Origin of the sequence: Lutibacter sp., from assembly GCF_021647475.1 — a bacterium.
Taxonomy (GTDB): Bacteria; Bacteroidota; Bacteroidia; order Flavobacteriales; family Flavobacteriaceae; genus Lutibacter.
The window spans coordinates 1-22,390 of the sequence record NZ_JAKIUR010000018.1 but is presented as its reverse complement, the minus strand read 5'-3'; the positions used below and the strand labels follow the sequence as shown (position 1 = coordinate 22,390).

The 22,390-nt window shown below is 28.5% G+C and carries 18 protein-coding genes and 1 riboswitch; of the genes, 10 read left to right on the top strand and 8 right to left on the bottom strand.

Annotation, left to right across the window (positions count from 1 at the left end):
- Window positions 1–75: 75 nt before the first annotated feature.
- On the bottom strand, window positions 76–1,296 hold the full coding sequence (locus L3J60_RS06075) for a hypothetical protein (protein WP_291974604.1): 1,221 nt from the start codon (window positions 1,294–1,296) through the stop codon (window positions 76–78).
- A 104-nt stretch (window positions 1,297–1,400) separates the two neighbouring features.
- Window positions 1,401–2,774 (bottom strand): outer membrane protein transport protein, encoded by a 1,374-nt coding sequence (locus L3J60_RS06070; RefSeq protein ID WP_291974603.1) that lies wholly within the window; start codon window positions 2,772–2,774, stop codon window positions 1,401–1,403.
- A 186-nt stretch (window positions 2,775–2,960) separates the two neighbouring features.
- On the opposite strand from L3J60_RS06070, the gene L3J60_RS06065 reads away from it, so the two are divergent.
- The gene (locus tag L3J60_RS06065; RefSeq protein ID WP_291974602.1) at window positions 2,961–3,500 is read left to right on the top strand and encodes a hypothetical protein; all 540 of its coding nucleotides are present in this window, start codon (window positions 2,961–2,963) and stop codon (window positions 3,498–3,500) included.
- A gap of 34 nt (window positions 3,501–3,534) precedes the next feature.
- Here the strand turns inward: L3J60_RS06065 and L3J60_RS06060 are convergent, their stop codons facing one another.
- Window positions 3,535–5,442 carry a TonB-dependent receptor gene (locus L3J60_RS06060; RefSeq protein WP_291974601.1) on the bottom strand — a complete coding sequence of 636 codons (1,908 nt, stop codon included), beginning with the start codon at window positions 5,440–5,442 and terminating at the stop codon, window positions 3,535–3,537.
- 84 nt (window positions 5,443–5,526) lie between these two features.
- Window positions 5,527–5,731, bottom strand: a riboswitch (cobalamin riboswitch).
- Window positions 5,732–5,797: 66 nt separating this feature from the next.
- Here L3J60_RS06060 and L3J60_RS06055 point away from each other — a divergent pair.
- A complete protein-coding gene (locus L3J60_RS06055) occupies window positions 5,798–6,928 on the top strand; it encodes an ABC transporter substrate-binding protein (RefSeq protein WP_291974600.1) in 1,131 nt (376 codons plus the stop codon).
- Window positions 6,929–7,046: 118 nt separating this feature from the next.
- Here L3J60_RS06055 and L3J60_RS06050 read toward each other — a convergent pair whose 3' ends face one another.
- The 5 genes from L3J60_RS06050 to L3J60_RS06030 form a co-directional block, all read right to left on the bottom strand.
- A complete protein-coding gene (locus L3J60_RS06050) occupies window positions 7,047–7,463 on the bottom strand; it encodes a hypothetical protein (RefSeq protein WP_291974599.1) in 417 nt (138 codons plus the stop codon).
- Between the two features lie 297 nt (window positions 7,464–7,760).
- A complete protein-coding gene (locus tag L3J60_RS06045; RefSeq protein ID WP_291974598.1) occupies window positions 7,761–10,385 on the bottom strand; it encodes a DNA gyrase/topoisomerase IV subunit A in 2,625 nt (874 codons plus the stop codon).
- Window position 10,386: 1 nt separating this feature from the next.
- Window positions 10,387–12,243: a DNA topoisomerase IV subunit B gene (locus L3J60_RS06040; RefSeq protein ID WP_291974597.1), complete on the bottom strand. Its 1,857-nt coding sequence runs from the start codon at window positions 12,241–12,243 to the stop codon at window positions 10,387–10,389.
- A 398-nt stretch (window positions 12,244–12,641) separates the two neighbouring features.
- Window positions 12,642–13,736 (bottom strand): redox-regulated ATPase YchF, encoded by a 1,095-nt coding sequence (ychF, locus tag L3J60_RS06035; protein ID WP_291974596.1) that lies wholly within the window; start codon window positions 13,734–13,736, stop codon window positions 12,642–12,644.
- Window positions 13,737–13,816: 80 nt separating this feature from the next.
- Complete coding sequence (locus L3J60_RS06030; protein ID WP_291974595.1) at window positions 13,817–14,176, bottom strand: 4Fe-4S dicluster domain-containing protein; 360 nt, start codon at window positions 14,174–14,176, stop codon at window positions 13,817–13,819.
- 47 nt (window positions 14,177–14,223) lie between these two features.
- On the opposite strand from L3J60_RS06030, the gene L3J60_RS06025 reads away from it, so the two are divergent.
- The 8 genes from L3J60_RS06025 (at window position 14,224) to L3J60_RS05990 (ending at window position 22,149) form a co-directional block, all read left to right on the top strand.
- Window positions 14,224–15,279, top strand: a complete 1,056-nt coding sequence (locus L3J60_RS06025) for an acyl-CoA reductase (RefSeq protein ID WP_291974594.1) — start codon at window positions 14,224–14,226, stop codon at window positions 15,277–15,279.
- Window positions 15,280–15,360: 81 nt separating this feature from the next.
- Window positions 15,361–16,431 carry a 3-phosphoserine/phosphohydroxythreonine transaminase gene (gene serC / locus L3J60_RS06020; RefSeq protein WP_291974593.1) on the top strand — a complete coding sequence of 357 codons (1,071 nt, stop codon included), beginning with the start codon at window positions 15,361–15,363 and terminating at the stop codon, window positions 16,429–16,431.
- 18 nt (window positions 16,432–16,449) lie between these two features.
- Window positions 16,450–17,415: a D-2-hydroxyacid dehydrogenase gene (locus tag L3J60_RS06015; protein WP_291974592.1), complete on the top strand. Its 966-nt coding sequence runs from the start codon at window positions 16,450–16,452 to the stop codon at window positions 17,413–17,415.
- 23 nt (window positions 17,416–17,438) lie between these two features.
- Window positions 17,439–18,689 carry a DUF1015 domain-containing protein gene (locus L3J60_RS06010; RefSeq protein WP_291974591.1) on the top strand — a complete coding sequence of 417 codons (1,251 nt, stop codon included), beginning with the start codon at window positions 17,439–17,441 and terminating at the stop codon, window positions 18,687–18,689.
- A 5-nt stretch (window positions 18,690–18,694) separates the two neighbouring features.
- The gene (locus tag L3J60_RS06005; protein ID WP_291974590.1) at window positions 18,695–19,363 is read left to right on the top strand and encodes a YggS family pyridoxal phosphate-dependent enzyme; all 669 of its coding nucleotides are present in this window, start codon (window positions 18,695–18,697) and stop codon (window positions 19,361–19,363) included.
- On the top strand, window positions 19,363–20,442 hold the full coding sequence (locus L3J60_RS06000; protein ID WP_291974589.1) for an exonuclease domain-containing protein: 1,080 nt from the start codon (window positions 19,363–19,365) through the stop codon (window positions 20,440–20,442). Before L3J60_RS06005 ends, L3J60_RS06000 begins: the two co-directional genes overlap by 1 nt.
- 22 nt (window positions 20,443–20,464) lie before the next feature.
- Window positions 20,465–21,388 carry a tRNA (adenosine(37)-N6)-dimethylallyltransferase MiaA gene (gene miaA / locus L3J60_RS05995; protein ID WP_291974588.1) on the top strand — a complete coding sequence of 308 codons (924 nt, stop codon included), beginning with the start codon at window positions 20,465–20,467 and terminating at the stop codon, window positions 21,386–21,388.
- On the top strand, window positions 21,385–22,149 hold the full coding sequence (locus L3J60_RS05990) for a TIGR02757 family protein (protein WP_291974587.1): 765 nt from the start codon (window positions 21,385–21,387) through the stop codon (window positions 22,147–22,149). Before miaA ends, L3J60_RS05990 begins: the two co-directional genes overlap by 4 nt.
- The last annotated feature ends 241 nt before the right edge of the window (window positions 22,150–22,390 follow it).

Sequence of the window (22,390 nt, the reverse complement as noted above, 5' to 3'; positions counted from 1 at the left end):
AAATTCAATAAAATTCAAAAGTACTATTACAAATTAAGTTAAGCAATAAAAGTTATTGACAAACTCCTTTACTATTTAGCTTCTTTTTTTTAATAACTGAGGGAGAAAAACAAAGCTTAAACCAATAACCAACAACACACTAAAAATTAGCATTTCAATATTATAAAATTTTAACGATTTGAATTTAGATAAAAATAAAAAACCTTGGTAAAAGAGTAAAAATTCAGTTCCTACAATACCTGTTAAAAAAGTTACTAAACCAATTTTTGAAATCATATTTTTTATTGATATTTTTTTAATTTGAATTAACAACATCATTAAAAAAACAGTCATAAATCCTAAAGTAAATAGATGTAAATAACCAATTATAAAATAATGTTTTAGGGCTAGTGATTTTATAACTATATATGGAAAAGCTGATGCAATTTGAAAAGTAATTTTAAGGACGTAAGCTCCTAATAAAAATTTTAAAAGTAGTTTTGAAAAATAATTCCATTTTAATTCACCAAAAACTTCTCTCATTATTTTCAATAAATAATACAATGAAATTAGTTGTAAAATAGCAGCAAAAAATCCTATATAATTAAATGCTAAAGATACTTTACTCCATAAAATGGATAACGCATACGCTGGAATGCAAGCAATATTTAAAAAGATAAAAAATCGGTATTGATTTTGTTTAGAAATAATTATCTGCTGATTTTCAAAAAGTTTAAACAACAAACCAAAAAGCACAAAAACAAAATAGCCGTTATATAAAAAATGAAGGTAAAAATAGATGGTATTATAATACAAAGTAGATTTCCCTTGAGTTACAATTACAAACGCCAAAAACCAAGTTGCTAAACTTGATAAAAGGTAATAATAAACGCCATATCTAATTAATTTTACAGGCACATTATTCCCTTTAATATTTTTTAGTAATTGGAAAGATATTACATAACTTGTTATTCCAAAAACAGAAAGTAAAACTATAGATATAGATTTATATCCTATTAAAGGAAAGCTTATTAACATTAATGATATCGCTATTATAATAATGCGTATTGCAATATTGTAAATTTTTAATGACGCTATTTTTTCTTTAATAAATAAATGATTAATTAAAAGTAATGAAGCTAAATATCCCCAACCTAAAAAAGCGACATGAGAATGTGCTTGTAAAATATTTTTATAGTTTATTAATTCACTTGGAAAAGTAAAATTCCATCTTATAATTAACCCGTAAAAAGATGCTATTAAAAATAATAGGATAGCAGCATTAAATAAAATATCTTTCTTTTTATTAAAAATCATTTTGCAAGATTACACAATTTCAAATTAATTAGTTCACTACTTTATACTAAACATAAAAAAAGGCTTCAAAAAGAAGCCTTTAAAAAATAATGTAATTCGAGTAATTATTTTTTAAATTTATAAGTTACACCTACCATTATCAAATCAGTTTTCATAGAATAACTAACATTTGATCCTGGAATTGCACCATAAGGGTTTGTAGGTGATGCCATTCCTGGGTTTAATAAAGGTCCGCTTGTATCATTTTTCCCACTAGTTCCGTGGTGATAAACACCATTTAACATTAGGTTATCAGTAAGTGGATAACTAAATCCAAATTGAAAAGCATTTTTAATAACTGCGGTTGCAGGAGTTGAAAAGAATGCTAATTGTGGATCAATAGGGTTACTACTATAAGTATAACCTACTCTTAAAGGTAATTTTTTAATTCCTTTATATTGAATACCAGCAGATAATATATTAATATTTTTCCATCCGAAACCTTTTACTGAACCTGTATTAGTCCAACCTTTTTCTGCAAAGCCATCAGCATTTTCATAATCTACATTTCTATAATCAAGTGCAAGGTCAAATGTTTCATTTGAATAACCTAAACCAACTGAGAAAATTGCAGGATAATTCATTTTAAAATTAACATCTGGTGCAGCTGAACCATCTAAATATTTATTATTAAATGTCAAATCACCAAATTGTTGTTCTGTTTTGTACGAAACACCTAATTTAACACCGCTATCTGAATGATAAAATAAACCAAATTGAGCACCAAAACCAATAGCTGAAGCCTTATCACTAATTGGATAACCTTTATCTCCTGGAGCTCCTGCTGGAGGAGTAAAATCAGGAGATGCAATTGGATTTGGTTCTAATTGTAATGATGCATAATTTACAGTAGGTTCCACACCAATTGAAAAATTATCAGTAATTTCATATGCCCAAGTTAAGCCAACTTGTAATAACATATAATCAGATTTTAATTGTCCAAAACCATGTGCTGCCTGAGGATAATTAATTGGATTTGAATTAATTGTTGGGTTAAAGCTTGAACTTAAAGGATTATTAGCTTCTTCTGGAAAAGTAACTCCAAAACCACTAATACCAAATGCAGAAACACCAAAGGTATGTTTGCTGCCTTCTTTACCCCAAACCATTGCTAAAGCTGGCATTGGAGAAACAGGTCTTGTATCTAAAGTTGTTCCTGAAACTGCAGGAGAACCAGGACCCATTGCTCCAGCTGGTAAACTTGAACTTAATTCAGGAGATGAAAAGAAAATACCAATGTTAAAATCTAATATTTTACTATCAAATACTGAAATAGATGCTGGGTTCCATTGTAAAGCACCACTAATATCTAATGGTTGTGCAGTTGCTGCTCCACCCATAGACATATTTACGGCACCAACACCTTGCATAACATGGCCTGCTTGTGCAAAAATTGCAGATGTAAATAATACTACTACTAATCTTAATAAATTTTTCATAATTTTAATAATTAATTAATGTTCTTTTATATTTGTAACAAATATGACTTTTTAACTAAACTATTTTTTATAAATGTTACGAGAACAAAATTAAATTGTTTTAAAATCAAATTCACTGATATTTATCAGTATTATTAAGAAAAATTGAAATATTTATAATAAATCTGAACTTAATTTTCACATTATATGTTATTTATCCAAAATATTGAATTATCAAAAATTATAGAATTGTTAAGTTATACCATTCCATCTGCCGTAACTGGACTAGTTGCCTATTATTTTTTTAAACTTTATACCTCTAATGAAACTCAAAAAATAAAGCTTGCTCTACTCAAAAAGAACAAAAAAGCTACGTTAGCTATTAAACTACAAGCATTTGAACGAATGACTTTATTTTTAGAGCGAATAAATCTTCAAAAATTAATTATACGAGTTTCCTCAGTAAATAATGATAAGGGTGCTTACGCTATAAGTCTAATTGAGACTATTGAAAAAGAATTTGAACACAATTTAGCTCAACAGATTTACATTTCTGATGATAGTTGGGATGCAATAATTGCTTCAAAAAATGCAACAATTTATATTATTAGAACAAGTTTAAACTTAAAGGATATAAAAACTGCACAAGAATTACGTGAAAAAATTATAGAAAGTACCACTTCTAATCCTTCACCTTCATTATCTGCGTTAAAAATTTTAAAAAATGAAATACGAGAACTAATTTAAAAGCTAGCAAAATTTGCCAGCTTTTAGTTTTATATTAAAATTTAAAATCTAAACCAATTTTAAAATTTCTGCCTTTTGTGGTATAGCCAATAGTTTCAACATAATTTTTATTAAATATATTATTAACTTGAACAAAAAGCGATAATGTATTTTTAATTAGTTGATGACTTCCATAAAAATCTACCAAGCTATATCCCGCAATATTTATATTACTTCCACTTCCCCATTGATCAAAATAAGTTCGTTTGGATGTATTTTTAAACTGTAAAGATAAATAGGTGTTTTTAAGAGTAGCTGTTTCTAATAATGCTGTAAATTTATTTTTAGGAATATAATCTAAATCTGAGCTTTTGTAAGTGTAAGCATATCCTAATTTAAAAGTAACTTGTTTAAGTGGTTTAAAATTCAAATTTGCTTCTACACCTTTTGCATTTGTAATTGAGTTTTCATTTGAATATTTAATAAAATCTGGCAAAATAATTGCATTTTTTTCTTCGCGATAAAAATAAACCATTGAAAAATCTATTTTATTTTGTATTTCAAATTCAAAACCTCCTTCTGTTGTTTTATTTTCTTCTGGTTTTAAATCAACATTACCGTATTGCGAAAAAAGTTGATAGGTACTTGGTGCAATAAATGCTGTACTATAAGATGAAATTAACTTTAATTTTTTGGTAATATTATAAGAAGGATTAATTTCATACACCCAATGATTTCCATATTCACTATGATTATTTAGACGCGTACCTACACTTAAATTAAATCCATTTAAACTATTATATATCAATGTTGTATAGGCATCAAAAATAGTGTAGTTAGCTAATTTATCATCAATGTTTCCATAAGGTGAATTGGTATTATTTTCTTGTTTTTGATAAGTTAAACCTGTAATAAACTGAAATCTACTTGCTATTTTATAATTATTTACCAAATCAACATAATACGTTTTTCCAGTATATTCAAAATGATCAGTGGCATTTGTCCAACTATTAAAACTGTCAAACATTCTATCTATTTTATTATAGGAAGCAATTGTTTTTAATATTCCTTTTTTATACTTAAAATTTGAGAGAATTCCAACTCTAACTTGTTTGTTAGTACCGTTATTAATATCAGAATCTTTAAATGCTCCTGCATCATAATCGTATTTATTTTTATCATAATTACCGAATAAATTTACTTTAAAGTTAGAAGTAAATGAATAACCAAAATTTACATAAGAATTTGTACTTAAAAATTTATCTTTTTCAAAACTTGTAGTACTATTTTCATCACTTGCCTCTGACAATCCGTTTGTTAAAGAAGTACTAAGTGTTGCCAAATAATTAAATTTATTTAAGGTCCCATTTACAGAAACATTTTGTTCAAAATTATGTAAATTTAATTTTGAATTATTAGAAGAATTATTAGTTCCAGTAGAGGTTTGATAATTTAACGCAATTGGTTTTTTAGATGATTTTTTTAGAATAATATTAATAACTCCAGTTGCAGCTCCAGAACCATAAAGCGTACTTGCAGCACCATTCATAATTTCAATAGATGCAACTTGATTTAAAGTAAGCAAACGTAAATCAAAAGTAGTGGCAATTCCTGAAGGATCATTTACAGGAACTCCATCTATCAGCACCAAAACCTGACGGTCTCTTCCTCCTCGTATATAAATACTTTTATTTTTCCCAGCGGCACTATTTACTCCGTTTATTTCTATTCCTGCATAATCACTTAAAACTGCTGCTACCGATTTTCCTTTTGAATTTTCAATGGTTTCAGGTGAAATTTGATAAATAATTTTGCCTACTTTTTCTTTTTCTTCAGCAAATTTAGTAGCCGTAATTACCACTTCATTTAATTGCCTAACTGAATCTTTTTTTTGTTGTGCATGCATTGTGTTCATTGCAAATAATCCGCAAATAACACCAAGATTAATGAATGTTTTTTTCATTTTTTTTAATGATTTAATTAATAAAATAAATCAGGAAAATTTGTTAAGTATAGTACACCATACCCAAACCTTTCGCCCGAAAGTTTGAACTATTTGGATTTTGGCAGGTCTCCTGGCTTGCGTACTGTTATGTACCTTCCCGTTAAAAAACAGTGGTAAAAGTTGCATAACAACCGCCGAAATACTCGGCTAAGCTTACAGTTGCGGGAACAGCTTCGGATTTTAACCGAATTCCCTTTTCACTTCGTTTGAGAAATCAAACAAAAGAACCATAATCGATTGCAAAAGTAAGATATTGAATTTGATTTATGGCATTAAAAATGGAAATACTACATTTGTTGAAATTTATAAATAAATGAAGTTTAAATTTCCCTTTTTTACAATAATTGCCATCTTATTTCTTATTTTAAATAGCTGTAATTCAACTATTAACAATAAAAAAAATGAAAAAATACTAATTAGTAAAACCAATATTAAATATGCAAAAGGATTTGAGATTCAGCATTTTAAAGATTTTACCAAATTAATTATTAAAGCTCCTTATCCAAATTCAAAAGAAACTTTTGAATTTAAATTGTCTTCTAAAAAATCTAAGGATATAAATACTATTCACATTCCAATTAAATCATTGGTAGTAACAAGTACCACTCATATTCCTTTTTTAGAATTATTAAATGAAGAAGATAAATTAGTTGGCTTTCCAAACACCAAATATATTTCCTCTAAAAAAACTAGAAAACGTATTGAAAAAGGATTTATTAAAGATTTAGGAAATGAAGAACAAATAAATACCGAACTTTTATTGAATTTACATCCTGATGTGGTGGTTGGATTTACCTTAAATGCCTCCAACAAAATGTTTACTACTATTGAAAAACTAGGAATTCCTGTTTTGTTGAATGGCGATTGGTTTGAAGAAACACCACTTGGAAGAGCAGAATGGATTAAATTTTTTGGTGTTTTATTCAAAAAAGAAAAATTAGCTGATAGTATTTTTAATAACATAGAAAAAAACTATTTAAATGCAAAAACCATTGCGTTAAAAGCTACAAATAAACCCTCTGTAATTTCAGGAGGATTATTTAAAGATATCTGGAATTTACCTGCAGGAAATAGTTTTGAAGCCTCTTTTTTAGCAGATGCCAATACTAATTATTTATACAAAAACACTAAAGGAAAAGGAAGCTTATCCTTAAATATTGAAAATGTATTTACAAAAGGAAAAGATGCAACTATTTGGATTTCACCTAGTTTTTATAAAAATTTAGATGATCTTAAAAATGCAAATGACATCTATTCAAAATTTAAAGCGTTTAAAACCAAAAAAATATATTCTTATGTTAATAATAAAGGAGCAACAGGCGGAATAATTTATTTTGAATTAGCTCCTGCTAGACCAGATTTAGTATTAAAAGATTTAATAAAAATTGCACATCCCAAACTTTTAAAATATTATAAATTAACGTTTTACAGACAACTTAGGTAAAAAAATCTGTTAACACTAAGGAAGATTGCAAGGTAAGTTGTGAATAAGTTAAATGACAAAACCTAAATAGTTATAGAGCAAATGGATTGGAAAAAGCACTTCTACAAAAAGTTCTTCATTAATTCAACGCTACAAAAACATATCCATTTCCATCTATTGTAATACGCATATAGTCGTCATCTTTGTTCCAATGAGTTATATCTAGCATAATAGGATCACCTTGGGTAACATTAGAAAACATTATTGGATCTCCTTGCATTATTGGATCCCCTTGTAAAACAATAACAATTTGAGAATCATTATCAGATAACCAAGTAAAAACCATCCTTTCATCAGTATTAAAATTCAAATCTGGATAGACATAAAGTGTTCCATTTTCTCTAAATTCAAAAACCCCCAATAAATTGGATTGATTGGTGTCAGCCTCACTGTACACCTTCCATTTACCAGCAGAAAAATCTTTAAGGTTAACAGTGGTATCTTCTTTACAAGAAAAAATTAGAAAAAGCACTATAAAAGTAGATAGAATTCTCATAATATACTTATTTTATTATATACTCAAAATCTTAAATCAAAGGTATAAAAAAAATTATCTTTTTTGGATGATTTTTTAAAAAATAAGGCTTAAAATAATTTGTTAAATAATGAATTGTTTACATGTATTATATTGAAATAGGTTTTCCATTATTGATTTGACCATGATGAAAAGTCTGAAGTCAAAACTGAATTTATTTCAGTATCTGTCTCTTTTCAAAAGATTCCTAGTTAAACTGAGAATGACAATGTATTTTGTTATTGCAAAACCTTGAAAAAGATGAAGCAATCTGTTACTTTAAAATAACGTTATCTGTCCATCATCATCAGAGGTTGATTTATTTTCATCTGATAAATTTTTATCTTTTTCTGAAATTTCTGAATTATCAATTACTTCTTCATCAGTTACCTCAACATCTTCAATAATTGGAGGTTCGTATGGTAATGATTCTAATAAATTTACTTGTTTAATTTTATCTGTAGTCAATTGATTTCCAAGTGCTTTAATTCCTTTTACTGCAATAAAATCTTCAAAATTGATTGTAATATTCTCTAAACTTCGTTTTGAAAATATAATTTCTGCCATTGGACGAAAATCTGTTGCTACAATTTGCAATTGTGATTTTGGATGTTCTGAAATAAATAATTCATCTTTATTAGGGTTATCAATCATAAACCTTTTAACAAAGTATTTTTCTTTTTCGCCATCAAAATAGACAGCAGAAATAGGTTTTTCAGGAATCCATTTCTCCAACACAATCATATCACTATCAAAATGAGTACTCAACTCTGGTTTTATGGTTTTAACTATTCCTTTTTGATTGATTATCAACAATCTATCTTCGCCTTTAAATTCCCCCAGCAGCTCGCCGCGTCCATCAACATTTAATCGTTCTGTAATATCATCAAACCAAATTTTACGAGGTTTTAATGTAGAAACTCCTTCTGCTTTTAATTCAATTTTTTTAATTGCATTTTTAGTTACCCTATTTCCTCTTACACCTCTTCCTTTAATTGCTAAATCTGAAAAATCTATATCCCATTTTATTTTTTTAACACCACTAACTGCACGTAAATTAATAGTAACAATTTCTGCTTCACCATTTGGGTTTGCTGTGAAATAATGTATAATAGAAGCTTTATTTCCTGTAGTTAAATTATATTCTTTATCTCGGGTTACTCCTGTAACATTAAACCGTTTCATATAGCTTGGTCCACTTCTACCATCACGGTAAATCATATTATAAACGGTACGTTTATCATTCTTTTTAAATACAGCAACGTGGATAATATCTTTACCAACAAAAGTTTTAGAATCTACTTTAGTAATCATCATGTTTCCATCTTTTCTAAAAACTATTACATTATCAATATCGGCACAATCTGCAACATATTCATCTCTTTTTAAGGAAGTTCCAACAAAACCTTCTTCCCTATTAACATATAATTTAGAATTACGCATTACCACTTTAGTAGCAACTATATCATCAAATAAACGAAGCTCAGTTTTTCGTTCTTTTCCTTTGCCATATTTTTTCTTAAGATTTTTAAAATAGTCAATGGAAAATTCAATAATATTAGCTAAATGATGTTGTACCTCTGTAATTTTATCTTCTAAACTCTCAATAAGTTGTTTTGCTTTGTCAATATCAAATTTAGATATCTTTTTAATTCTAATTTCCGTTAGCTTGACAATATCTTCTTCAGTAATGGCACGTTTTAAATGCTTGATATGAGGCTTTAATCCTTTATCAATTGCAGAAATAACTCCTTTCCAAGTAGTTTCTTCTTCAATATCTCGATAAATTCTATTTTCAATAAAAATGCGTTCTAATGATGCAAAATGCCATTGTTCTTCTAATTCGTTTAGCTGAATTTCAAGTTCGCTTTTTAATAAATTTACGGTATGATCTGTTGAACTTTTTAAAATATCAGAAACCCCAATAAATACAGGTTTGTTATCTTCAATTACACAACATAAAGGCGATATTGAATTTTCACAATTTGTAAATGCAAATAACGCATCCATTGTTTTATCAGGTGAAATTCCACTTGGTAAATGGATTAATATTTCAACATTAGCAGCGGTATTATCTTCTATTTGTTTTATTTTAATTTTACCTTTATCATTCGCTTTTAAAATAGAATCAATTAAAGTTGAAGTGGTTGTACCAAAAGGAATTTCATTGATAACCAATGTTTTTTTATCAAACTGAGAAATTTTAGCTCTAACTCTAATTTTACTTCCTCTTTTTCCATCATTATAATTAGAAATATCTGCGATTCCACCCGTTAGAAAATCTGGAATTAAGGTGAAAGTTCTACCTTTTAAATGTTTTATAGAAGCATCAATTAATTCGTTGAAATTGTGTGGTAAAATTTTTGTAGAAAGCCCAACTGCAATTCCTTCAGCTCCTTGTGCCAACAACATAGGAAATTTAACTGGTAAATCTATGGGTTCTTTTCTTCTTCCATCATAAGACGCTTGCCATTCTGTAGTTTTAGGATTAAAAACAACTTCTAAAGCAAATTTTGACAAACGAGCTTCAATATAACGTGAAGCTGCTGCACGGTCACCGGTTAAAATATTTCCCCAGTTACCTTGCATGTCAATCAGCAATTCCTTTTGACCTATTTGTACCATAGCATCGGCAATTGAAGCATCGCCGTGTGGGTGATATTGCATGGTGTGACCTACAATATTGGCAACTTTGTTGTAACGCCCATCATCCAAGTCTTTCATAGAATGTAAAATTCTACGCTGTACAGGTTTAAATCCGTCCCTAATTGCAGGAACCGCACGCTCTAAAATTACATACGATGCATAATCCAAAAACCAAGTTTTATACATTCCTGTAATTTTGGTAATGGTTTCTTGACTTTCAAATTTCTCGTTTAATTTTTCGTTGTTTTCTTCTTGCATGTTACGCTTCTTCTACAATATCTAATTCAACTTTTAAATTTTCAATAATAAATTTTTGTCGATCTGGAGTATTTTTCCCCATATAAAATTCGAGTAATTTATCAATAGACATATCTTTATCTAACATTACAGGATCTAAGCGAATATCTTTTCCTATAAAATGAACAAATTCATCTGGCGAAATTTCACCCAATCCTTTAAATCGAGTTATTTCTGGTTTTCCTTTTAAACTTTTAATGGCATCTTGTTTTTCCTCTTCAGTATAACAATAAAAGGTTTTCTTTTTATCACGGACCCTAAATAATGGTGTTTCTAAAATATATAGATGTCCTTGTTTTATTAATTCAGGAAAAAATTGTAAAAAGAAAGTAATTAACAATAAGCGAATATGCATTCCATCTACATCGGCATCGGTAGCAATTACAACATTATTATAGCGTAAATTTTCAATAGATTCTTCAATATTTAAAGCAGCTTGCAATAAATTAAATTCTTCATTTTCATACACTATTTTTTTACTCATATTGTAGGAATTTAAAGGTTTTCCTCTTAAGCTAAAAACTGCTTGTGTATTTACATTTCTCGATTTTGTTATAGAACCACTTGCCGAATCTCCTTCGGTAATAAACAAAGTACTTTCTAACCTATTATCTTTTTTTAAATTATTTAAATGAGATCTACAATCTCGTAATTTTTTATTGTGTAAACTTGCTTTTTTTGCACGTTCACGAGCTAATTTTCGAATTCCTGATAAATCTTTTCGTTCTTTTTCTGCTTGTAATATTTTCTTCTGAATTTTTTCAGCAACATCTGGATTTTTATGTAAATAGTTATCTAAATTAGTTTTAACAAAATCGCCGATAAAGGTTCTAACCGTAGGTAAACCACCGCCCATTTCTGTAGAACCTAATTTTGTTTTAGTCTGACTTTCAAAAATAGGTTCCATTACCTTTATACTAATTGCAGAAACGATTGATTTTCTAACATCGGAAGCATCATAATTTTTACCAAAATAATCACGAATGGTTTTAACAACTGCTTCACGAAAAGCATTTTGATGCGTTCCACCTTGTGTGGTATGTTGACCATTAACAAAGGAATAATATTCTTCACTATATTGAGCTTTACTAAATGTTATTGCTACCTCAATATCTTCAGCTTGTAGATGAATAATGGGGAACAACATAGATTCTTCTGCAATATTTTCTTCTAATAAATCTTTTAATCCATTTTCAGAAAAATATTTTTCGCCATTAAAATAGATATTTAATCCTGTGTTTAAATACACATAATTTTTAATCATTTTTACAATATATTCACTTCTGTATTTGAATTTTGTAAAAATAGCTTTATCAGGTATAAAAGATACTTTTGTTCCGTTGCGTTGGGTAGCATTTTTAGGTTTTTCGTGTTTTAATAATTCTCCTTTTGAAAATTCAGCAATTACGGTTTTATCTTCTCTAAAAGATTCCACTTTAAAATAAGAAGATAATGCATTAACAGCTTTGGTCCCTACTCCATTTAGCCCTACGGATTTTTTAAAAGCTCTGGAGTCATATTTACCACCAGTATTCATTTTAGAAACTACATCTACTACTTTCCCTAATGGAATTCCTCGTCCATAATCTCTAATAGTTACCAATTCATCTTTTACAACGATTTCAATTTTTTTACCAGCTCCCATCACAAACTCATCAATAGAGTTATCCAACACTTCTTTGATAAGAATATAAATACCATCATCAGGTGATGAGCCATCTCCTAACTTGCCAATGTACATTCCGGGACGAGTTCTAATATGTTCTTTCCAATCTAACGAACGAATATTGTCTTCAGTATAGGATGTTTGCTTTGCCATTTATTTTTGTGATTTTTTTGAAGCGATGCTAAAGTACTATTTTGTTTAAAAATATAAAAAAAAGTCTGTTAAAATAGTTATTAACAGATAAATTATTTTAGAAACAGATAACCAAATTGTAATTAATTGCAGTAATATCTTAAAAAATCTAAAAAAATCATTGTGAGAGCAATGGTAGTATAAGGAAGTAATCTATTGGTTTGAATGGAAAGACTTGCCTCGTCGTGAAATACTCCTCACAGTGACGTCATTGCGAACGAAATGAAATGTAGTGAAGCAATCTGTTTCTATTGATAAGATTACTTCAATCGTACCTCTTTCGTAATGACGAGATGAAGTGATAGATTACTTCGTTACTATGTTCCTCGTAATGACGAAGAAAAGGCTTATAAATTCAGCTATACATTAAATCTAAAATGCATAATATCACCATCTTTTACAATATATTCTTTACCTTCTACTTTCATTTTTCCAGCTTCTTTTACTTTAGTTTCACTTCCGTAATGTACAAAATCGTCATAAGCAATAACTTCAGCTCTAATAAATCCTTTTTCAAAATCGGTATGAATAACTCCAGCAGCTTGTGGTGCGGTATCACCAATATTAATAGTCCAAGCTCTAACTTCTTTAACGCCAGCGGTAAAATAAGTTTGCTGATTAAGTAATTTATAAGCGGCTCTAATTAAAACGGATGCTCCTGGCTCTTTCAAACCTAAATCTTCTAAAAATAATTGGCGTTCTTCAAAAGTTTCTAATTCATTAATATCAGCTTCTGTTCCCACCGCCAAAACAATAATTTCAGCATTCTCGTTTTTAATCGATTTTTTGACAGCATCCACAAAATCATTTTCATTTACAGCAGATTTTTCATCAACATTACAAACATATAAAACAGGTTTATCGGTTAATAACTGCAACGGTTTTACATATTCTTCTCTTTCTTTTTCATTAAGTTCTATGGCTCTAACAGAAATAGCAGCTTCTAATCCTTTTTTTACTTTTTCTAAAACATCTAATTCTTTTTGAGCTTCTTTATTACCAGTTCTAGCTGTTTTTTTAACTCGGTCTAATTTTTTATCTAGAGATTCTAAATCTTTTAATTGCAATTCAATATCAATAGTTTCTTTATCTCTAACAGGATCAATGGTGGTATCAACGTGAATTATATTATCATTCTCAAAACAACGCAATACGTGAATAATGGCATCGGTTTCTCTAATATTTCCCAAAAATTGATTTCCTAAACCTTCACCTTTACTAGCTCCACGAACTAACCCAGCAATATCAACAATATCAACTGTTGCTGGCATAACTCGCTCAGGATTTACTAATTTTTCCAATTTATACAATCTAGTATCTGGCACATTTACAACGCCTATATTTGGTTCAATGGTGCAAAATGGAAAGTTAGCACTTTGTGCTTTTGCATTTGACAAACAGTTAAACAACGTTGATTTTCCTACATTTGGTAATCCTACAATTCCTGCTTTCATTTATTGTTTTTTTAGCGGTGCAAATATAGTATTTACATTTAATATAAAAGACTTAGGCTAATTGGTTTTTTAAAAGATGCTTAAATTTTATTTTTATTATGTAAAAAACGTTGTTTTGCTAATAATTCTTTTTCTGTTTCTATCTGATTTTCATCTAAAATACAACAATCTACAGGACAAACTGCTGCACATTGTGGTTCATTATAAAAACCTTTGCATTCCGTGCACTTATCTGATACAATATAAAAGTAATCATCTTCTATTGGCTCTTGGATTTCCTCTGCATTAATTTTTGTACCATTTGGTAAAACTACATTTCCTTTTAAATAAGTGCCCTCAGATAATTTCCAATCTTCTGCTGGTTCATAAATAGCATTATTTGGACATTCAGATTCACAAGCACCACAATTTATACAAGCATCGGTTATTATTATGGCCATACTAATATTATTTAGATTATTTTTGCAAATATAAAATTAAAATTACGATGACTTTAGAAGAAAGAATTCAATCCTTTACTAAACTTGGCACTTTTTTTAAACAGTTTACCACTTCTAAAATTGAAAAATTAGAAGAATCAGAAAATAATACGCTATTTTTTGAAGCTTTTAAAATGCAAATTGAAAGAGCTCAAGAATATAATGGATGGTTTACGAAAGAAAATGTACTCAAAGCCTTTGAAAGTTGGAGTGAAGCACTTACTTATAAAAATTTAACAGCTTGGACATCAAACTATAATTTCACTAATTCAAATAAAAATGTGGCTATTATTTTGGCAGGAAATATTCCACTGGTTGGATTTCATGATTTTTTATCAGTTTTAATAAGTGGACATAAAGTAACCGTAAAACTATCCTCAAACGACCGCCATTTTTTGCCATTAATTGCAAAATTTCTAGAATATGAAAATCCTTATTTCAAAAATAAAATCACATTTACAGAAAATAAATTAACGCAGTTTGATGCAGTAATTGCCACAGGCAGTAACAATACCGCTCGCTATTTTGAATATTACTTTAAAAACAAACCTAATATTATTCGAAAAAATAGAAATTCTGTTGCAATTTTAACAGGAAATGAAACTAATGAAGAATTAGAAAACTTAGGAGAAGATATTTTTCAATATTTTGGTTTAGGCTGTAGAAGCATTTCTAAAATATTTGTACCAAAAGATTATAATTTTGATTTGCTGTTTAATGCTTTATACAAGTATAAAGATATTATTACCTACAAAAAGTATGAAAATAATTACGATTATAATAAAACCATTTATTTAATGAGCCAATTTAAATTTTTAGAAAATGGTTTTTTTATGCTTAAAGAAGATACAAATTATGGTTCTCCAATAGCAACTTTGTTTTATGAGTATTACGATACTCTAACTAATTTAAAAAGAAAGTTAAAAGTTGAAAAAGAACAAATTCAGTGTGTTGTAAATAATTCAAATGAAGATAATTCCGTTTATTTCGGACAAACACAACATCCAAAATTATGGGATTATGCCGATGATGTTGATACCTTAAAATTTTTACTAAACATTTAATACTTTTTTTACTTTTTTATAGTAAATAATCCTACTTTTTTTCCGAAATTTGTGCTATTGATAATTTCATAAATAATCGAGATGAAAAAACACAATTTCAGCGCAGGTCCTTGTATTTTACCACAAGAAGTTTTAAAAAAAGCATCTAATGCTATTTTAAATTTTAACAATTTAAATCTATCCTTAATTGAAATTTCACACAGAAGTAAAGATTTTGTTGAGGTAATGGAAAATGCAAGAAGTTTAGTAAAAGAATTATTAAATCTTCCAGATGGTTATTCCGTATTATTTTTACAAGGCGGAGCAAGTTTAGAATTTTTAATGAGTACTTACAATTTATTAAAAGTAGATGGTAAAGCTGCTTATTTAGACACCGGTACGTGGAGTACCAAAGCCATTAAAGAAGCTAAAAAATTAGGAGATATTGCCGTAGTAGCTTCCTCAAAAGACGAAGGCTACAAATCTATTCCAAAAAATTACGAAATACCTAGCAATATAGATTTTTTCCATTGTACGTCTAACAATACCATTTTTGGAACGCAAATTAAAAACTTCCCAAAAACTAATGGATTATTAGTTTGTGATATGAGTTCTGATATTTTTTCTCGTCAATTAGATTTTTCTAAATTCGATTTAATTTACGCAGGAGCTCAAAAAAATATGGGTCCGGCTGGCACTACTTTAGTTATAGTTAAGGATGAAATCTTAGGAAAATCAGGACGTGATATTCCTTCAATGCTTGATTATCAAGTACATATAAGTAAAGATAGTATGTTTAATACGCCTCCTGTATATGCCGTTTATGTTTCTATGCTAACCTTAGAATGGCTAAAAAACCTAGGAGGAATTCCTGCTATTGAAAAAATAAATGAAGCAAAAGCTAAATTGTTATATGCTGAAATTGATAGAAATCCACTATTTAAAGGTTATGCCAATAAGGAAGATCGCTCAACTATGAATGTTACTTTTAATTTAACCGATGATTCAAATAAAGAAACTTTTGATAAAATTTGGAATGAAGCAGGTATTGTAGGTATTAAAGGTCATAGATCTGTTGGTGGATATAGAGCAAGTATTTACAATGCAATGCCAATTGAAAGCGTTCAAATTTTAGTAGATGCTATGCAACAATTCGAAAAACAAATCTCTTAAAAATAATTAAACTGTATTATGAAAGTATTAGCAAACGACGGAATAGCAACCAGTGGCGTAATGGCACTTAAAGAAGCTGGTTTTGAAGTAGTTTTAAAAACCATAGCTCAAGAAAACCTTATTGATTATATAAATGAAAATAAAATTTCTGTTTTATTGGTAAGAAGTGCCACTAAAGTTAGAAAAGATATTATTGACAATTGTCCTTATTTAAAAATTATAGGTCGTGGCGGTGTTGGAATGGATAATATTGATGTAGAATATGCTCGTGAAAAAGGTATTAAAGTAATTAATACTCCAGCAGCTTCCTCTCATTCTGTAGCCGAACTTGTTTTTGCACACTTATTAGGCATGGCTCGTTTTTTACCTGAATCTAACCGTCAAATGCCTTTAAAAGGAGATTCTAAATTTAAAGATTTAAAAAAATCTTTTGCAAAAGGTGTAGAATTAAAAGGAAAAATATTAGGTATTTTAGGTTTTGGCAGAATTGGACAAGCCACTGCTAAAATAGCCTTAGGATTAGGAATGAAAGTTGTTGCTTTTGATCCTTTTTTAGATGCTGTTAATTTAGAACTTAGTTTTTTCGATCACCAATCTGTATTTTTTCATATAAATACCATTACTAAAGAAGAAGTTTTAAAAGAAGCTGATTTTATTTCATTACATGTTCCTGCACAAAAAAATTATATTATTGATGCTGCTGAATTTGATATGATGAAAGATGGCGTATTTATTGTTAATGCCGCTCGTGGAGGTGTAATTAATGAAATAGCCTTAGTTAAAGCCATTGAAAATGGAAAAGTTTCAAATGCCGCTTTAGATGTATATGAAAATGAACCAAAACCAGCAATTCAATTGTTAATGAACGAACATTTATCATTAACACCACATATTGGTGCCGCAACTGGTGAAGCTCAAGAACGTATTGGAACAGAATTAGCTACGCAAATAATTTCAATTTTTAAAGAATTTGCGAATAGTTAAACAACATAAATATAAATAAAAATATGGCTATAATTAAACCTTTTAAAGGTCTTCGTCCTCCTAAAAAACGTATTGAAGAAGTAGCAAGTTTACCTTATGATGTAATGAATGCTGAAGAAGCCACCAAAATGGCAAAAGGAAAAGATGGATCTTTATTACATATAACAAGAGCAGAAATTGAATTTGAACCAGGCACAGATCCTCACGAAGAAAAAGTTTATCTTAAAGCAAAAGAAAATTTTGATAAATTTCAAAAACAAGGAATTCTAGTTCAAGATAATAATGCACATTATTACATATACGCACAAACTATGAATGGCAAAACACAATACGGAATTGTGGGTGCCGCTGCTTGTCAAGATTATATTGATGGCATTATTAAAAAACATGAATTAACACGTCCAGATAAAGAAGAAGATAGAAAAGTACTTACCCGATATTTAAAAGCAAATATTGAACCTGTATTTTTTACCTATAGAGCGGTTCCTGAAATTGATGCCATTGTTGAAAATATTGTAAATACTAAAGAACCAGAATATGATTTTACAGCAGAAGATGGATTTGGACATCATTTTTGGGTAATTGAAGATACTGAAACTAACACAACTTTAGAAAAACTTTTTAAAGAAAAAGTACCTTATACGTATGTTGCTGATGGACATCATAGAACGGCTGCTGCTGCTGGTATGAGGGAAGAATTTAAAAAAGCAAATCCTAATCATACAGGAAACGAACCTTACAATTATTTTATGGCAGTTCATTTTCCTGATAATCAGTTACAAATAATTGATTATAATAGAGTTGTAAAAGATTTAAACGGATTAAGTACTCAAGATTTTTTAAAGAAAATTGAAGAAAATTTTATTATTTCAGAAGCTAGCGAAGCTATTATAAAACCAGCTAAACTACACGACTTTTCAATGTATTTAAATGGTAAATGGTATGGATTAACGGCAAAACCAAATACTTTTAATGACAATAATCCAATTGATAGTTTAGATGTAAGCGTTTTATCAAAATTTATTTTAGAGCCTGTTTTAAATATTAAAGATTTAAGGACTGATACTCGAATTGAATTTATTGGTGGAATTAGAGGTTTAGGTGAATTAAGCAAACGAGTTGATAAAGGTGAAATGGCAGTTGCTTTTGCTTTATTTCCTGTTAGTATGAAGCAATTAATGAATATTGCAGATACTAATAATATTATGCCACCAAAAGTTACTTGGTTTGAACCTAAATTACGATCTGGATTAGTAATCAATAAATTAGATTAATTATCTTGAGTATACAAGAAAACTTACATATCATAAAAAGTACATTACCTGTAAATGTTCAATTAGTAGCGGTTTCTAAAACTAAACCTACTTCTGATATTTTAGAAGCTTATAATGCTGGTCAAAGAGTATTTGGTGAAAATAAAATTCAAGAAATGGCAAATAAGTTTGAACAGCTTCCAAAAGATATTGAATGGCATATGATTGGGCATTTACAGCGTAATAAAGTTAAATATATGGCAAGTTTCGTGCATTTAATACACGGTGTTGATAGCTTTAAAACACTGAAAGAAATTAACAAACAAGCTTTAAAACATAATCGTATTATAAATTGTTTATTAGAAGTTAAAATTGCTAGTGAAGCAACAAAATTTGGTTTATCTTTTAATGAAGTTCAACAAATACTTACTTCAGTTGAATTAAAAGAATTAAAAAATATAAATATCCAAGGGTTTATGGGAATGGCAAGTTTTACGAACGACAAAACTATTGTTCATTCTGAATTTAAAACCTTAAAAACTCAATTTGAATCTTCAAAAAAATATAGTTTACAAAATTTTAATCCAACCATTTTATCTATGGGAATGAGTGGCGATTATAAAATTGCAATTGAAGAAGGTAGTACAATGGTTAGAGTTGGAAGTGCTATTTTTGGAGCAAGAAACTACACTTAATGTATGCCGTTTTAGACATAGAAACTACTGGTGGCAAATACAATGAAGAAGGTATTACTGAAATAGCCATCTATAAATTTGACGGACATCAAGTTGTAGATCAATTCATTAGCTTAGTTAATCCAGAAATAGACATTCAACCTTTCGTGGTGAAATTAACAGGTATTAATAATGCTATGCTTAAAAATGCACCCAAATTTTTTGAAGTTGCAAAACGCATTATTGAAATAACTGACGGTTGTATTTTAGTAGCTCACAATGCGGTTTTTGATAATAGAATTTTAACTACAGAATTTAGAAGATTAGGCTACCATTATGAAAAGCAATCTGTCTGTACGGTTGAACTAAGTAAAAAATTAATTCCAGGATTACCTTCTTATAAATTAGGTAAATTATGTCGATCATTAGCCATACCTGTAGCTAGTCGTCATCGAGCAGATGGAGATGCAATGGCAACCGTTCAACTTTTTAAACTTTTATTGAACAAAGATGTTGATAAAGAAATTATAAAAAAAGCTGTTAAAACCCTAAACAAAAAAAAATTAGCACCAAAATTACAAAATCTTTTAGATGAGCTTCCTTCTAAAACAGGATTGTTTTACCTTCATAATGGCACAAGTACTATTTTATATATTGGAAAAGGGAAAAATATAAAAAAGTCGGTTAATCAACTGTTTTTGCGTACTTCAAAAAAAGCTAAAGAAATTCAAAAAAACGTAACTTCTGTTTCTTATGAAGATACTGGTAATGAATTAATTGCACAGTTAAAGTTTGCAGAAGAATTAAAAGTAAATAAACCCAAATATAATTTTATTAAAAAAAATAATCTACATAAAGTCCATTTTAATAATGATAATTTCTTAGTTGTTGAAAAGGGAAGAGATACTGGAGAAAAATCTGTGTTACTCATAGAAAATAATGAATTAAAAGGTTTTTGTTTTACCGATTTAAATTATCAAATAAATAATTTAGAAGTTTTACATAACTTGCTATCATCTATTGAAAACAATATACTTAACAGAAACATTGTTAAAAAATATCTTCAAAAAAATAATACAAAAAAAATAATACAATTTTAGCAGTTAATTTTGACAATATAAAGTGGAAAATAACCAAACCATAACAAATTATTTAATTACCATAATTGGTGCAACTGCTATTGGAAAAACCAATTTAAGCATACAAATAGCTAACCATTTTAATACAGAAATTATTTCTTCTGATTCTCGCCAGTTTTATAAAGAAATGATAATAGGAACCGCTGTTCCTTCTTTTAAAGAATTGTCAACTGTTCCTCATCACTTTATTCAAAACAGAAGTATTTTTAAAAATTATAGCGTTGGTCAATTTGAAAAAGAAGCACTGCAAAAATTAGACGAATTATTTAAAAAAACCAATATTGTTGTAATGGTTGGTGGTAGCGGTTTATACACTAATGCAGTAATTGAAGGATTAGATTATTTTCCTGAAGTAAATTCTGAAATAAGAGAAAAGTTAAATAAACAACTTGAAAATGGTAAACTTGAAAATCTTCAACTTCAATTAAAAAAATTAGATATAGAAAGCTATAATTCTATTGAAATTGAAAATCCACATCGATTAATTAGAGCCTTAGAAATTTGTATTGGTACTGGCAAACCTTACTCACAGTTTAAAAATAAACCTAAAGTAAAACGAAACTTTATTCCACTAAAAATTGGGTTGGAAGCTCCACGAGAAATAATGTACCAGCGTATTAATAAACGTGTTGACATTATGATTGCAGAAGGTTTAGTTGGTGAGGCAAAAGAATTATACAAACACAAAAACCTAAACGCCTTACAAACAGTTGGTTATAAAGAACTCTTTAATTATTTTGATGGAAATTATACTCTAGATTTTGCTGTTGAAGAAATTAAAAAAAATACACGCCGTTTTGCAAAACGACAAGTAACTTGGAATAAAAAAGATGCGAACATAAATTGGTTCAATTTTCAAGAAAATCCTTCAGTAATTATTAAAAAAATAGAAAAATTAATAGTTTGAATAAAGCAGAACTCAAAGAATTTTTAGACGAAAAAGTACTACAATACAATAATCCAAAATTTATTGAAAGTGATCCTATTCAAATTCCTCATCAATTTTCTTTGAAAGAAGATATTGAAATCGCTGGATTTTTAACTGCAATCATTGCTTGGGGAAACAGAAAAATGATTATTAAAAATGCAACTAAAATGATGAAATTACTCGGTAATTCACCCTATGATTTTGTAATGAATTATAAATCTAATAATTCTAATTATTTTGATGGATTTGTTCATCGTACTTTTAATGCCAACGATTTAAAATACTTTATTATTGGCTTACAACATATTTATAAAAATTATGGTGGATTGGAAAAAGTATTTTCAAAAAATTCAACTGCTATTTCCACGCAACCGGCAATTCACAAATTAAAAAATATTTTTTTTGAAAAACCACATTTACAACGAACAGAAAAGCATATTTCTGATCCTTTAAAAGGCTCAGCTGCCAAAAGAATTAATATGTTTTTACGTTGGATGGTTAGAAATGATAATGCCGGAGTTGATTTTGGAATTTGGAAAACCTTCTCTTCTTCTCAACTATCTTGTCCGTTAGATGTACATTCAGGAAATGTTGCCCGAAAATTAGGATTACTAGCCAGAAAACAAAATGATGCTAAAGCTTTGGCTAAATTAGATACTTATTTACGAAAGCTAGATGCTAATGATCCTGTAAAATACGACTTTGCATTGTTTGGTTTAGGTGTTTTTGAAAGATTTTAGATACTTCTTTTCATCTTTTAACTTTACTTTTAAATCTAAGTTCTTAATTACAGACTAAAAATCAACAATTTATGTCATTGCAAGAAATGATAACGACAAAGTAAAACGTCATTACGTATTCTATGACTCCACCAAATATATTTCAAATATTTTCAGGCAGCATATTTTAGTATATCTACATAAGGTGTTTGTCGTTTTATAGTTGCAAAAATTCTAGCTAATAATTTACATCTGATTATAT